Source organism: Ochrobactrum quorumnocens (assembly GCF_002278035.1).
GTDB lineage: Bacteria > Pseudomonadota > Alphaproteobacteria > Rhizobiales > Rhizobiaceae > Brucella > Brucella quorumnocens.
Genome location: NZ_CP022603.1, coordinates 952,928 through 968,434 on the forward strand (window position 1 = coordinate 952,928; position 15,507 = coordinate 968,434).

A 15,507-nucleotide genomic window follows, 5' to 3' on the forward strand; every position below is an offset into this window, starting at 1 on the left:
CGTTCAACAAGAAAACTCCCCATTTTGATCGTTCATCACGATTGTTCCATCGTTCCGCGACGTGCAGATTTCTAATTCCTGCAGCAGGTGCTGGAGTATTTATAGTGCTAACGGCTGTTTCGTATTTTTTTGCCGTCAGTGTTCCCTTGGTTAGTCACGATAGTCCCGGCCCAACAGATTACAAATGCAAAAAATATCCGCACAGTCATAACCTGAAGTGATACCGCCTTATGTCAGGCTATAGCACTTTGCCAAGCCGCAATCCGTCATAGATTGCAGCATGTGTATTGCGCGCAGAAACCGCATCACCAATCCGATAAAGTTCGAAGGCACTTTCTGGGTTTCTGACCAGTTTTTGCGGCCTTCTATCTATAAGCGCGTCGTAGTCGACTGCACCCATGTTCCGGGAAAGCGGTTTAAGGTCAAAATACAGATCATCCATCGGTCTTGTACCGTCATTGACAACGATCTGGTCGAATTCGCGCTCAAAACTGATACCGCCATAGTCGCTACCAATCTGCGCCATCAGCCTGTTATTGTCTCGGCGGATTGCCTCCAGACGATAGGCCACAGTAAATATCACATCCTTTTTCTGCAGGCTGCGCATATAGGGCACGAGATTCATGCCCATCACCTCAGGCGCAAAGGTGCGATCTGCTGTCATGATCTCTACTTTCCCACCTGAGTTCGTGATGAACTCGGAGGCCTGCAGCCCGGCATGATCACCTGCTTCATCGAATACCAGCACATTTGCGCCCGGTCGCACATCACCTGAGATTATGTCCCAGGCCGAAACCGCTAATTCATTACCCTCACGCAGGATTTGCACATCAGGCATGCCACCTGTGGCGATAACTGCCACATCGGGTGTTTCACCCAGCACAACATCGGCTTCTGCCCATGTATTGAAATGGAATTCGACGCCAAGTTTTTCGCATTGCGCCATGCGCCAGTCGATAATGCCCATCATTTCACGACGACGCGGGCTTTGAGCCGTTAATCGTACCTGTCCGCCGGGATGGTTTGCGGCCTCAAACACCGTAACCCTGTGACCGCGCTCAGCACTCACGCGCGCCACTTCCAAACCCGCTGGCCCAGCACCAACAACGACGACACGACGGCTTTGATCCGCTTTCTGCACCAAATGCGGCATGGTCAGTTCACGCCCTGTCGACGGATTATGGATGCAATAGGCAGAACCACCCTGATAGATGCGATCCAGACAGTAGTTGGCACCCACACAGGGGCGAATTTCCTCTTCCCGCTTTTCGATAATCTTGCGCACGATATGCGGGTCAGTCATATGCGCCCGCGTCATACCCACCATGTCGAGCTTGCCAGATGCAATCGCATGACGGGCTGTAGCTACATCCTGAATTTTCGCAGCATGAAAGGTTGCCATTCCAGTGCTTGCACGAATTTCGCCCGCGAAATCAAGATGTGGTGCACTAGGCATTCCTTGAATGGGGATAACATCCGTCAATCCGGCATCGGTTTCGATATGCCCGCGAATAACGTTGAGAAAATCGACAAGGCCGCTTTCCTTCAACTTGCGCGATATCTCAAGACCATCGGATTTCGTCAGCCCACCCTCGAGAACATCATCGGCAACATAGCGAATGCCGATCAAAAAATCAGGACCAACACGCTCCCGAATGGCATTCAATACCTGTAACGAAAAGCGCATACGATTATCTAGCGAGCCCCCATAATCGCCATCAAGCTCATTGGTTAGTGGCGACCAGAACTGGTCCAGCAAATGACCATAAGCTTCGAGTTCCAGCCCATCGAGACCAGCGGCCTTCATCCGTTCTGCAGCGTCGGCATAGTTGCCGATAATACGCTCAATATCCCATTCCTCGGCCTTCTTGGGATAGGCGCGATGAGCAGGCTCATGCTTGCTCGTCGATGAAAGTGAAGGCAACCAATCGCCCTTATCCCAACGCGTACGGCGGCCAAGATGAGTGAGCTGGATCATTACTGCCGCGCCGTACTCATGACACTCGTCAGCAAGATCGCGCAGCCACGGCACCACCTCATCCTTATAAGCAAGCACGTTGTTGAACGCCGGTGGACTATCCCTTGAAACGGCTGCCGAACCGGCCGTCATCGTCAAAGCAATGCCAGCTTTGGCACGCTCGACATGATAGGCACGATAACGCTCCTTGGGCATGCCATCTTCGGCATAGGCTGGTTCATGAGAGGTAAGCATGATGCGATTGCGAAGCGTCAGATGCTTGATCTGAAGCGGCTGCAGCAGCGGATCGACTGACATATCAAAAGTTCCCATTTTATGATTTTTTATGAGCTAAGTATAAATGTACATAACTGTCAATTTAATAATCATAGATGTACATTGCCCTTGCCAAACCAGTGTTGTCTGGTAAGAATTCAACAATGGAACAGGTCACAACGAGTGATGCAGGATGGCGCGGCTCGCCGGATTTATGGCTTCAGGCAGCCTATGATGCGCTGATTGAAAACGGCGTTGACGCTGTCCGCATTCTACCGCTTGCAAAGACACTCGATATTTCGCGCACGAGTTTTTATTGGTTCTTCAAAGATCGCGAAGAGCTGCTCGACGCTCTCACCGCACGCTGGCGCGATAAAAATACGGGCGCCCTTTTGCGCCAGACTGACGCCTATGCGGAAACCATCGAAGAAGCTGTTTTGAACGTCTTTGACTGTTGGCTGAACCGCGATTTGTTTGATCCAGCGTTCGAATTCGCAATTAGAAGCTGGGCTTTACAATCCGCACAGGTCGAGGAGGAGGTGCGCGAAGCCGACGCCTCTCGGCTTGAAGGTTTGACCCGCATGTTTGAGCGTTTCGGGTTTGATAAAGCTATCGCAGATGTTCGCGCACGCACGATCTATCTCGTGCAGATCGGCTATATTTCAATGCGGACGCAGGAAGAAACTGAGGTGCGCCTCGCGCGCATTCCTCATTATGTGCAAGCCTTCACCGGCCAAACACCACAGCAAAGGGAACTCGACAGGTTTTTATCGAGGCACTCGTTGAACAGATACTGATAAGGCTCAAAAGGCCGGAAGGATGCTCGACGAGCACATGCCTGCTTTTTCAACTTTAAAACTGTCATCAGTATTTTTTTGCTGATCTGGCCATTGCCTGCAAAATGATGACCGTCGATGCCGCACCGGGGTCCATGTGACCGAGCGAGCGTTCGCGCAAGCGCGCGGCACGCCCCTTGGTGGCAATCATCGAGCGGGTCGTATTGGCGCCAGCCGTGGCAGCTGCCACAACCTTGTCCCAGAATTCAGTAGAACTTCTATTTTCGGCGACTGCCGCTTGAGCGGCCTCAGCGGCTGGCAGCCAAGCGTCAAGCATTGTCTTGTCACCACGTTGACCGTGACCACGCTCGCGAATACCCACCCCGATAGCTTCAATAATGGCCGCAGAAGTGGCAAGATCGAGATCATTATGGCCTGCTGTTGCTCGCGCTGCACGACGAAAACCCGTGGCATAAAGCGGACCCGTCGATGCGCCGACCGCATTGATGAAGGCTGTTGCTGCCGTATTGAGAACCGTCGAAATATCTGTGTCATCCAGATTGAGCTTGGACAACTCGCTCCGCACAGTTTGAAAGCCCAGTGCCATTGTCGTTCCATGGTCGCCGTCGCCGATTGCACCGTCGAGTTCGGACAGCCGATCACGGTCAGCTTCTATAGCTGCAGAAACAGCATCAAACATATGGGCAAGACGACGAGCAGCAGTTTCCGACATGGATTTTCTCCTCAAACCTTACAACTGCAACGCGCGTCGCTCATCATAAGGCGTATGCTAATTTACTTTCAGGCAGAGTGAAACGATAGAACTCAAACACAGCGTTTAGCTGATTTTGAGGCTCGCCGTTTCACAAGGATGCAGCAACAAATCCGTCAATTCCTGATCGAGGTGCATGATGGATATCGACGCCCCAACCATATCCAGAGACGTGCAATAGTGTCCGATCCAGTTGGCTTCAATGTGAATATTCTTCGCTTCAAGCCGCTGTGCCACGCGCCTATAAAGAACATACAGTTCCATCAACGGCGTCGCTCCGAATGAATTGACCAAGACTGCGACGCGGTCACCTGAGACGGCCTTCATTTCATTGAAAATTCTGTCCATGATGCTATCGACGATTTCGTCAGCCTGTCGGATGCGGTCACGCGAAACACCCGGCTCGCCATGAATACCGACGCCTATTTCCATGTCTTCGGGACCAATCTCGAAATTGTGCCGACCAGTTTGCGGCAAAGAGCCTGGTTCCAGCGCCACACCTATGGTGTAAGTGCGCGCATTGGCTTTGCGTGTCGCGATCTCGCAGGCTTCCAGTGAAAGCCCTTTGTCGCAGGCCGCACCTGCCACTTTAAAGACAAAGAAGTTGCCTGCCACACCACGCCGTCCGTCCTTGTCATCTATCGGCGATGAAGCAATGTCATCGGTGGTCAGAACGGTCCTGATCCGAATGCCCTTCTCCTCGGCCATTTCGGCCGCCATCTCGAAGTTCATGACGTCGCCTGCGTAGTTACCATAGACGAAGAGCACACCCTCGCCATTGGAAGCTGCAAGCGCGCACTGAACAATCGGATCTGGTGGAGGAGACGAGAAGACGTTGCCCACAGCAACCGCATCTGCCAGTCCCTTCCCGACATAGCCAAGGAAACATGGCTCATGCCCTGCTCCTCCGCCAATCACCAAGCCGACCTTCCCGGGACGTGGGCCATCACATGCGACCAGCGCACGATTGGAGCCGCCGATCGGTCGCAGAAATTTTCCATGCGCGCGGACAACGCCATCAAGCATTTCCTCAACCACCTCATTGGGGTTGTTGAGGAGTTTCTTTACACGCACGCGAAAGGCTGCCGGAATCTGGTTTGTCTTAGGCTTCTGCGAAAGCCGCGCATCAAGGTCAATAACGCCATCAGCGCGCAGAATGCCAAGCCCCGTCGCAGCATCTGTGACCAGCACATTGATGCAACCACCGCGGAGGGCTGCCAGGAGCGCTGGCACTTTGTCAAATCCACCCGCAACCGCGATACGCGTGTGGATCTGGCGTAATTTGTCGAGCGAGATGCCTATGGTCCGCTCATCAAGTGGCCCCGCAACCGGCTTCCCACGCTCGTCGATAAAACGACCCGCTACGACCCCAACCGCACCTGCTGCAAGATATTGTTGCAGAGATACGGATTCAAAAAAGCCGCTTGTGTGAATGGTAGAATTGGAGCGAAGCGATGAGACGCCAAACAGAATACGATTGGCATTCTCAAGCGTGGCGAATTGTTCCTGCAGCAATGGCTCATCCAGCATAACATCCCGCGTCTGCTGCGAACGAACCATCGCAGGCGCCATGATGTTGATGCAGCGCGCCGAGACTGCTTCCGCAAGAACGGTCGCACAACGTTCAGGCGTATAAGGAAATGATGCAGTCGTCCCACCCGTCGCTTGCACAACCGTCATATCCTGCAAAGTACCGATGGCGGTCTGCTCACCCACCGAAAGCACAGTACGGCCCCAGGCGACAGCAAGTGTGTCACCTGATTTCAGGATCTTGTTAAGCGCATGAGCACCAGCTCCACCCAGCCGATCGATCAAAGGCCGAGCATTGTCGTCGTGGGGAATGATAAGGCAGTCAGTCAGCCCGAAATGGCGCTTTAGTTCCTGAGCAATAGACAGCGATTCAAGGCGCCCACCTTCAATGGAAATATTGACGATACCCTTTTCACGTGCTTCGGCCAGATAGCTGTTTACGGTCGCGCGTGAAATGCCCATGACATCGGCAATCTGGCTCTGCGTCAGACCGTCTTCGTAATAAAGCCAGCAGGCCCATACGTAGGGATCGTCACCATAACGCATCGGAATCGCAAGCGAATTTTCGCTGGAATTGGCCTTCGGCTTGCCAGCCTTGCGCGATGTGTTGGGCTTAAGCGTCATGCGATTTTCTGTTGCCTCTGTTCCACCCGCAAACATGAAAGCAGTCGAACGCAATTGCAACACGATCAATCGAATTTGGCGCCTGAACGTGTGGGCCCACACAGTTTTCAGACGCCAAATGCAAAATCAAAGCAAAGAGCTTACTGCAAGCGGCTCTTTGCCTGTGCCGAAAGGTCTGTCAGAATCAGCGCGCAAGATGTTGCGCCTGCATCAAGTACGCCCAGCGAGCGCTCGCCAAGGCGACTTGCCCGGCCAATCTTTGCAACCAGATTGAGCGTTGAGTCACGGCCTGTTTCGGCTGCAGCCGATAGAGCATCCAGACTTTCAGCAAAGGACTGGCCTTTGCCGTTTGCCTCGTCAAAAGCATTGATGGCCGGGATTAGCGTGTCGAGCAGTGTCTTGTCACCGAGCTTTGCCGAGCCAATTGACTGGATGCCTTCCAGACCGGCATGGAGCATCGTGCTGAAAGTGGCTGCGTCGATATTCTCGATGCCTTCCAGCTTCTCCGCGAACTCGTTGAACATCACGCCATAAAGCGGGCCCATGGAACCGCCGATTTCGGTGAGCAGAACTGTTCCCAGTGTGTCGAGACCTTCTGCAAGAGACACATCCTTGCCTCTCAGGCGTTCTGCTGCAAGGCCGAAACCCTTGGCCATATTCACGCCGTGATCGCCATCGCCGATCCTGCCGTCGATCTCGCTCAGATAGGCTTTGTTTTCGATGATCCGCTCCGCAAGCGAAAGTACGATCTCACCCGATCCTGCATTCTTGAATGTCTGCATGATACACCTCTTTCTTACAAAACTGTCGTGCAGCGGGCTTCGACATCCAGCAGCGTCTTGAGCTCATCATCAAGCGCCATGACAGTCAGCGTGGCTCCAACCATTTCGAGTGAGGTAAAGTAGTTGCCCACATAGGTGCGGTAAATCTTAAGACCACGCCCAGTGATTTCCTGCTCAATTGTATCATTGAGGATATAGAGTTCGTTGAGCGGTGTTGCCCCCAAACCAGACACCAGAACAGCCACTTCAGTGCCTTCTGAAAGATCATGGTCGTCGAGAACGATCTTGGTCATGTCCTTGGCAACTTCGTCGGCACGCTTTAGCGGCTCAACGCGAACGCCTGGTTCTCCATGATGGCCGATACCGACTTCCATCGTGCCTGGTTCGATAGTGAAGTTTGGATGACCAACCGATGGCAGCGTGCACGGACCAAGACCCACACCGATGGAACGGCAATTGTCGATAGCCTTCTGTGCGGTTGCCTGTACTTCATGAAGGCTTGCACCCGAAGCAGCCTTTGCACCACCAACTTTCCACATGAAGATTTCGCCAGCAACGCCGCGGCGCTTTTCACGTTCTTCGATGGGAGCCGAGCAGACGTCGTCATTGGCAACTACGGTCAGAACTTCAATTCCGACCTTGGCGGCGAGCTTCACTGCCATTTTCACATTCATGTTGTCTCCGGCATAATTGCCGTAGAGACAGACAACACCCTTGCCACCATTTGCTTCACGCGCGGCATCGTAAAAACTCTTGGCGGTGGGCGAAGAGAAGAGCTCGCCAACAGCAACAGCATCGAGCAGGTTCTTGCCGGTATAGCCGATGAACGCAGGCTCGTGGCCCGAGCCACCCCCGGTGATAACGCCGACTTTCCCTTCGACAGGTGCGTCTTTTGCTACAACCACACGAGGGTTTTCCGTCGATAGCCGCACGAGATCGTTATGAGCTTTGATGAAACCCTTGACAGTGTCTTCGACCACTTCATCCGGGTTATTGATAAATCTTTGCATTTTGCACCTATCGAAGGCGAGAGATGAGTTCCCGCTCTGTAATTTTAAAGCCGTATTTTCGGCCCCGAACAATCGTCAGACCGTTCGCTTTGTTAAAGAATTGTGTAGCCACCATCGATCAGAAGGTCGGCACCATTTATCATGTTCGCGCCGCTTGATGCCAGAAAGACTGCGGCAGCGGCAATTTCTTCGGGAAACGCGAAGCGTCCGGTAGGAATGCGCTTTTTAGCCGCTTCGCCCTTCTCGCCGCTCCAGGCTTTCTTGCCCAGTTCCGTGAGAACAATGGTCGGCGAGATCGTGTTGACGGTGATGCCGTATTTGCCCCATTCGGCAGCAAAGGTTTTCGACATACCTATAACACCGAACTTCGACGCGCAGTAAGCAACGTGGTCTTCAATGGCTACAGTGCCAGCCTGCGAAGCAAGATTGACGATCTTGCCACCCTTGCCCGCAGAGATCATGGCGCGGCCCACTTCCTGTGTGACGAGGAAGCTACCCTTGAGATTGATTGCAATCGTGCGATCCCAATCGGAAATAGTCAGATCTTCGGCAGGAGCGAGAAAAACAACTCCTGCACTGTTTACAGCAATATCAATCTGTCCGAATGCCTCGACCACACCTGACACCGCAGCCTTTACCGAACCAGGATCAGATACATCACAGACAAAAGGCTTTGCAGCATCTCCAAGCGCTTCAGCCTTGGCGCGCGCCTGATCAGCATTGATATCAAGCACAGCAACCTTTGCACCCTTGGCAGCGAAGGCTTCAGCAACAGCCGCGCCAATACCGGAAGCAGCGCCAGTTACCAGAGCAACTTTACCGTTGAGCGGGAAGTTCAGGTCGATTTGGGGAGATTGGTCGGACATGGTTTGATCCTCGGTGTTGAGGGTAGCGGAATGTTTGGGTTGCGGGATGAGCTGGATGCTCATCCCGCAGTTCTCTATTACTTGCGTGTTTCCAGCAACTTATCGACATTGTCGGCCGTTACTGGCGTCCAAGGAACATTGTATTCCTTGTCCTTACCATCGTTGAATGGCATGTCAGGATACTGAGCCCAGATATCAGACTGTGGCTTGTAATCGCCTTTCTTCGCATGGAAGATTGCAAGGTCCATAGCTCCCTGCGCCTGAGCGCGCGCATCCTGCAGAATCGACGTCATCGTGCCAGCCTTAACTGCGTTAAGAGCGTCGGTCACACCGTCGATACCTGCGATAGCAAAATCATCAACCTTGAGGCCTGCCGACTTGATGGCTTCAATCGCGCCGAGAGCCATTTCGTCGTTCTGGCCGATCACGCCGTTGATTTCGCCTTTGTGTGCGGTCAACCAGTTTTCCATCAGTGTCTGTGCTTCAGCGCGCGACCAGTTTGCGGTCTGCTGTTCAAGAACCTTCACGTCCGGACATTCAGCAAGAGCCTTCTTGTTGCCTTCGAGGCGCGAAACCTGCGACGACTGGCCAATCGGGCCCTCAATGATGACGACATTGCCTTTGCAGCCAATCTTGTCGAGAACGGTCTTGGCTTCCATGTAGCCGGAAACCGCATCATCAGAACCGACATAAGAAGCCAGAAGATCAGAGTTTACGCGGGTGTTGGAACCCACAACCGGGATGTTTGCATCTGCGGCTGCCTGAACAGCGGTCGCACCGGCTTCAACATCTATCGGCACGAAAATGATCGCGTCGAACTGCTGGGTGATCATGGTATTGAATTGTTCCTGCTGAACGAGCGCATCATAGCGCCCGTCGAAAACCGTCAGCGAAACTTCACCGCTCTTGACCGCTGGGTGCTCCTTCAGCGCTTCAGACCATATCTGCATGAATTCAGCATTAAGGCCGTAAGGGGCTGCGCCAATCTTGAGCTTTTCCTGAGCATTTGCAGCGCCTGCGAGTAAGGCCGTAGCCGATGCCAGGGCAATCAGCAATTTCTTCATCGGTATTCTCCTCCACATTATCCGCAATTATTGAATGTGCGGCTTTGATTGCGCCATGTGACTGGCAATTGGAAACTTCTAGAAATCAGGCGCTCTGGTTACGTTTCTGATCGAGCATGACTGCACCGACGATCAACGCGCCTTTGAGAACCTGCTGGTAGTAAGATTCGATACCCATCAGATCGAGACCATTGTTCATGACGCCGATGATGAGCGCACCAATCAGCGTTCCAGTTACGCGACCCACGCCACCCGAAAGACTGGTACCGCCGATAACAACCGCAGCAATTGCATCCAGTTCGTAAGCGATACCGGCCTGTGGCAGCGCCGAACCGGTGCGAGCGGCGAGCATCATGCCTGCAAGGCCGGAAAGTGCGCCGGAGATGATATAAACACTGAAGCGAACACGGGTGACATTGATACCCGATGTCTTTGCAGCATGGGGGTTGCCACCAACAGCATAGACATAGCGGCCGAAGCGCGTGCGGGTGAGAACCCACCAGGCGCCAATGAAGACGATCGCCAGAATAATGACAGGCATCGGGATGCCCATGATCTTGGCGGTACCAATCCAGCGGAAATCCGGGATCAGTGCAGGCACAGGCTTACCGCCACCATAGATAAGCGTCATGCCGCGTGCAGCCGAGAGCATACCGAGCGTTGCAACGAATGCAGGCACCGAGAAGCGGGAAACGATCCAGCCGACCAATGCGCCGCAGGCACAACCAACAGCAAGACCGGCAGCGATGGCTACAACCGCAGGATAAGGGCCGCCCGCAACACTTGCAGCGGCAGATGTCGTGGCAAGGCTAGCCGCAACGATACCTGTGAGCGCTGCAACCGAGCCTACAGAAAGATCAATGCCACGCGTCAGAATGACAAACGTCATGCCAATAGCCAGCACACCGTTGATTGAGGTCTGTAGCAGAACGTTCGAAATATTGCCTGTTGTCAGGAAGTATGGATTTGACACCGACAGGATGAAGACGAGAAGCAGGAAGGCGAGGAAAATGCCGTATTCCTGAATGATCAACCGGCGCTTCTCGGAAGCGAACCAGCTGCTCGTTTGTGTTTTCTCGATATTGCTCACGTTTTCCAGCCTCTTCCCAGCCTGCCAGTGTCAGGCCTAATCTCAATCAGGCACTCTGATCATTTGTTTTCAAGCGCATCTTTCTGAGCGCGCTCTGGATCAAAAAGCCCACCGTCAGGTGGACAGATGCACCAGCTTTTGTGCGTCGGTGTCTGCCCTGTCATAGACGCCAGCTGACCGGCCCTGCCGCATCACGAGGATGCGGTCGGACATGCCCAGAACCTCGTCGATTTCAGATGAAATCATCACGACGGTGCCGCCTAACGCAGTGAATTCGCAGATGATGCGATAGATTTCCCGCTTCGCGCCCACATCCACGCCTCGTGTCGGCTCATCAAGCAGCAACAGGCGCGGATTGCGCAGGAACCACTTGCCGAGCACGACTTTCTGCTGGTTACCGCCCGAAAGACCGGAAACCGGCATCGTATCGCGCGCTGCCTTGATGCCAAAATGCTTGATCATCTTAGCGCTTGCTTCAGCTTCTTCGCGCTGACGCATGGCAAATGCCGGGCTCATTTCAGGCAAGCTTGCAAGGCAGATATTGGCGCGCACGCTGTCCGTGAGGTTAAGCCCGGTCAGCTTGCGGTCTTCTGTCACAAAGGCAATGCCTTCAGCCATCGCATCGGCAGGCCTGCCAACTTTCAGCTGGCGGCCTTCAAGACGAATTTCACCCTTGCTCGCCTTGTCGAGGCCGAAAACACAGTTGAATATCTCAGAGCGACCGGAACCCATCAGGCCGTAAATGCCAAAGATTTCGCCTTTGCGGACCGAGAAGGAAATGTCTTCGATCTTGCCAGGCAGCGCGAGATCGGAAACCTCGAAACCGATCTCATCTGTCGGCTCGTTGGTCTTGATGAATTCTTCGCCAAGCTCGCGCCCAACGATCAGACGGATCAGTTCGGGACGGTCGATATCGCTCAGCGCGCCCGAACCGACATAACCGCCATCACGGAAAACCGTATAGGAATCTGCAATCTGGAAAATCTCGGACAGGCGATGCGAGACATAGACAATGCCCTTGCCCTCAGCCTTGAGGCGCTCAACCGCCTTGAACAGATGCTGCGCTTCCTTTTCACCGATGGCCGATGTCGGCTCGTCCATGAAGATCACATCGGCATTGTGGCTGAACGCTTTGGCGATTTCCACGAGCTGCATCTGCGCAACCGACAACTGGCTCATCACCTGGGTCGCACGAATGTCGAACTCCAGACGATCCAGAAGCGCCTGCGCTTCACTGTTCATCTTCTTGAAATCAATGCCGCCAAATCGCGTTGAAGGCTCGCGACCGAGAAAGATATTCTCTGCAACACTCATATGTGGAACTGGGCTTAGCTCCTGCTCGATAATCGCGATACCGGATTTAAGCGCTTCCGCAGGCGTCGAATATTGAACCTCTTCACCCCGCAGCCAGATCTTGCCGCCGTCGCGCTGCTGAATACCCATCAAAATGGAGAGAAATGTGGATTTGCCTGCACCATTGCCGCCACACAGGGCATGGACCGAACCTGCACGCAGTTCCAGTTGGCCATCGCGAAGTGCCGCAACACCGCCGAACGATTTTTTCAGGCTCTCTACTTTCAATAGCGTCTGCACGGTATCCTCCTTGACCACGCACGACAAAAATCACTTATTGATCGACATATGTCAATACACGTATTTTACATTTGATTAGCAGTCATCGTCTTTTGTCAAAATCAACTTCAGGGCATAAAAATCCATCCTGCATCAGCGACAGTGCACATCAACTCAAATAATCATAACGTTTTGTAATAATTATATATTTCCTGGTCTAAACGACGAGCAATTAGGGCGCGAATATCGCGACGACTTTGTGATCATGGCTCAACAAAGCGCTCGCAAGACAATCCGCACACTGAATTCAGGGCCTACAACTCGCATCATTCAAGATATTTGGGCGGACTATAGACTCATATCAAGCTTGGGTGTCATGACCTCAAACATGGGCAGCGAGGCCGCCCCCAGAGCCGCCGTAAACTGACCTGTCTGTCCGCGAAGCACACGGGCAAGCGTGCGTGCACTTCTGTTTGCGACCGATATCGGCAGCTCATCCATATGCGAAATCAGCGCGTCGATGACGGGATTTGGCAGCATTCCTCCGAGAACCACGGTCTCAGGATCAAGAATGTTTTCGATAATCGCAATCATTTGCGCAAGATGTTTTGCAGCGTCCGCTACCCAATCCAAGACCAAGGGATTTCTGTCCTGCAGCAGTTCTTCAAGCTTCTCGAAGCTGACATCGAAAAGCCCCGCATTCGCTAATTTCTCTTTGAGAACATGAACTGATGAATAAGTTTCCAGACAACCATGCTGACCGCAGGAGCAGAGCCGCCCTCCTGGTACAATCGAGATATGCCCGATTTCACCCGCATTGCCGAAAGCACCGCGAAACGGCGAGCCATCCTGGATCATACCGAGACCGATACCGGCACCGAAATAGATCATCGCAAAGTTTGAAATAGCACGCCCGGCCCCGAACAATCGCTCGCCCACTGCCGCAGCATTTGCATCATTTTCGACGATGACAGGCTCACCAAAGGCAGCACTTAGAACAGCCGCGGCGTCAATGCCAGCCCAACCCGGTAGCGTCGTCGGACCGACCGAGGTCATGCCTTCGATGCCAAACGGACCCGGCATCACAACACCTATCCCAAGAAGACGCGCATCAAACTCAGACCTGATCTTGTCGATCTCGATGCGAAGCTGGGCGCAAAGCGCCTCGGGCCGCGTGTCGCTTACCAGATGCACCTGTTGCTTGCGTGGGACGCCAGAAAGGTCAAGAACCGTCGTCACCATATGGGTCGAACCCATTTCAATTCCGATTGTCATCGCACCAGACGGATTAACAGCAAATTGAATCGGCGGCTGGCCGCGCCCGGTCTTTAATCTGCCAAGCTGCATCAGAAGATTTTCAGCGACCAGCTCATCAACAATATTGGCGATAGCCTGCGCCGTCAGATGCGTCAAACGGGCAATATGCATTCGACCCACGGGGCCATGACGGCGAACGACATCCAACACCACACGGCGGTTATGATCCCGAATTCGCTCAGGATTTTTACCCAAAGTGATCGGTTGCGTGTCCGGATGCACCATGGTTCGTGAGTTCGCCGCCTTCGATTTCATGCCCTCTCCCAAATGCCTCAAATTAGATAGCGCACCCGACTTTTAACAGCAATATATTAATTCAACTAAATTATCTTATTGACAAATGACTTACAAAATTGAAGCCTATGGAGGGGCAAATAATTGCCCTGTCGGTATTCGAACGGCGCCTGGCCGAACATACTGACGGTGAGGATGCTGCACGAAAAGTGCAGCAATGGTGGAACCGGCAGGTCATTGACCTGCACATACCTTGCTCGGGCACCAGAGGGGCTGAGCAACGGGGAGGTCTTATGAAAATGGGTAAGTTGCTGCTTGCGGGTCTTGTGGCCGGTCTGAGCTCTATCGCAATCAACGCTGCACAAGCAGTTGAAATCGAATATTGGCAGTATGTCTTTGAATCGCGTGTCAAGACGATGGACAAGCTGATCGAGAATTTCGAAAAAGCCAATCCTGATATCAAGGTCAAGCAGGTCACGTTCCCTTATGACGATTATCAGACCCGCGTTATTGCGGCGAAGATGGCGGGAAAAAGCCCAGACGTGATGCAGCTGTTCTACGGCTGGCTTGATAAATTCGCTGCCGGTGGCATTTTGCAGCCGCTGCCACAGGAGGCTTTTCCGCACGACAAGATCGAAAGCGAATTCTTCCCAATCGTAAGCGCTATGAAGCGCGGCGATGAATATTACGGCTTGCCCACTGCTGTGCGTTCACTGGCTCTGTTCTACAACAAGAAGCTTTTCGAAGAAGCGGGCCTTGACCCGAAAAATCCGCCGAAAAATCTCGAAGAACTGCTGGCTTATGCCGAGAAAGCAACTAAGCGCGATGCTTCCGGCAATCTGTTGAGCGAAGGCATCACGTTAGATATGCCGGGTCAAGATCTGCATTGGTGGCGCGAAGTGCTGGTTCGCCAGTTCGGCGGCAAGCCATATAGCGATGATTATCGCAAGGTTGCCTATGACGACGCTGCCGGCGAAAATGCATTGCAGTTCTACACCGACCTGCAGACCAAATATAAGGTCGGCGAAGTGAAGTTCATGGATGAAGGCCATGCAGCATTCCGTTCCGGTAAGGCGGCAATGACTGTGGATGGAACATTCCGTCTCGCCGCTTTTAACACCATCAAGGACTTCGAGTGGGGCGTGACTGAGTTGCCAGCTAATGCTGAGGGCGTGCGTTCAAACTATGCCAGCTATTTTGCCAACGGCATCAGTGCATCGGCAAAGGGCGAAAAGCTGGAAGCGGCTTCAAAGTTCCTGAACTACATTACGTCACCTGAAGCCATGGAAATCTGGCTGAAGGGTGTAGGCGAATTGCCTGCGCGCCGTTCGGCGGCTTTGACGGAAACTAATCTGGCTGATCCGGTTTATGGACCATTCCTCAAAGGTCTGGAATATGCCCACACAACCATGTTCACCGATGAGCTGAAGCAGCGCCAGATCGTCGTCGACATGTCTAACCGCGTGATCCTGCAGAACCAGCCAGTCAAGGAATCCCTTGATGAAGCTGCCAAGGCTGAACAAGCCATTCTGGACACTGCGAAGTAGAACTGCGTTCGGTTGGGCGGTTCTCGCGGACCGCCCGCTTCCGATTTTCAGCAGCTTTCGTGCTGCTTTGAACAACACGGCTCTGTTTTG

Annotated in this window: 12 protein-coding genes; 2 read left to right on the forward strand and 10 right to left on the reverse strand. The window is 53.2% G+C overall.

Annotated features, from left to right (window positions below; genetic code table 11):
• Positions 1–238 precede the first annotated feature (238 nt).
• Entirely contained in the window at positions 239–2,275 is a 2,037-nt protein-coding gene (locus CES85_RS04525) for an NADH:flavin oxidoreductase (RefSeq protein ID WP_095444829.1), read from the reverse strand.
• A gap of 122 nt (positions 2,276–2,397) precedes the next feature.
• On the opposite strand from CES85_RS04525, the gene CES85_RS04530 reads away from it, so the two are divergent.
• On the forward strand, positions 2,398–3,030 hold the full coding sequence (locus CES85_RS04530; RefSeq protein WP_095444830.1) for a TetR/AcrR family transcriptional regulator: 633 nt from the start codon (positions 2,398–2,400) through the stop codon (positions 3,028–3,030).
• Between the two features lie 67 nt (positions 3,031–3,097).
• Here CES85_RS04530 and dhaL (CES85_RS04535) read toward each other — a convergent pair whose 3' ends face one another.
• The 9 genes from dhaL (CES85_RS04535) to CES85_RS04575 form a co-directional block, all read right to left on the reverse strand.
• A complete protein-coding gene (dhaL, locus tag CES85_RS04535) occupies positions 3,098–3,742 on the reverse strand; it encodes a dihydroxyacetone kinase subunit DhaL (RefSeq protein WP_095444831.1) in 645 nt (214 codons plus the stop codon).
• Between the two features lie 105 nt (positions 3,743–3,847).
• Positions 3,848–5,935, reverse strand: coding sequence for a bifunctional sugar-binding transcriptional regulator/dihydroxyacetone kinase subunit DhaK (locus CES85_RS04540; RefSeq protein ID WP_095445698.1), 2,088 nt, complete (start codon positions 5,933–5,935; stop codon positions 3,848–3,850).
• A gap of 140 nt (positions 5,936–6,075) precedes the next feature.
• Positions 6,076–6,717, reverse strand: coding sequence for a dihydroxyacetone kinase subunit DhaL (gene dhaL / locus CES85_RS04545; RefSeq protein ID WP_095444832.1), 642 nt, complete (start codon positions 6,715–6,717; stop codon positions 6,076–6,078).
• Between the two features lie 14 nt (positions 6,718–6,731).
• Entirely contained in the window at positions 6,732–7,727 is a 996-nt protein-coding gene (locus tag CES85_RS04550) for a dihydroxyacetone kinase subunit DhaK (RefSeq protein ID WP_095444833.1), read from the reverse strand.
• Positions 7,728–7,819: 92 nt separating this feature from the next.
• Positions 7,820–8,593, reverse strand: a complete 774-nt coding sequence (locus tag CES85_RS04555) for an SDR family oxidoreductase (RefSeq protein WP_095445699.1) — start codon at positions 8,591–8,593, stop codon at positions 7,820–7,822.
• Positions 8,594–8,670: 77 nt separating this feature from the next.
• Positions 8,671–9,657, reverse strand: a complete 987-nt coding sequence (locus CES85_RS04560) for a substrate-binding domain-containing protein (RefSeq protein WP_095444834.1) — start codon at positions 9,655–9,657, stop codon at positions 8,671–8,673.
• An 85-nt stretch (positions 9,658–9,742) separates the two neighbouring features.
• Positions 9,743–10,747: an ABC transporter permease gene (locus CES85_RS04565; RefSeq protein ID WP_095444835.1), complete on the reverse strand. Its 1,005-nt coding sequence runs from the start codon at positions 10,745–10,747 to the stop codon at positions 9,743–9,745.
• 114 nt (positions 10,748–10,861) lie between these two features.
• The gene (locus tag CES85_RS04570; protein ID WP_095444836.1) at positions 10,862–12,340 is read right to left on the reverse strand and encodes a sugar ABC transporter ATP-binding protein; all 1,479 of its coding nucleotides are present in this window, start codon (positions 12,338–12,340) and stop codon (positions 10,862–10,864) included.
• A gap of 327 nt (positions 12,341–12,667) precedes the next feature.
• The gene (locus CES85_RS04575) at positions 12,668–13,891 is read right to left on the reverse strand and encodes an ROK family protein (protein WP_244923225.1); all 1,224 of its coding nucleotides are present in this window, start codon (positions 13,889–13,891) and stop codon (positions 12,668–12,670) included.
• A 278-nt stretch (positions 13,892–14,169) separates the two neighbouring features.
• Here CES85_RS04575 and CES85_RS04580 point away from each other — a divergent pair, with 278 nt between their 5' ends.
• The gene (locus CES85_RS04580; protein ID WP_095445701.1) at positions 14,170–15,417 is read left to right on the forward strand and encodes a sugar ABC transporter substrate-binding protein; all 1,248 of its coding nucleotides are present in this window, start codon (positions 14,170–14,172) and stop codon (positions 15,415–15,417) included.
• Positions 15,418–15,507: the final 90 nt, after the last annotated feature.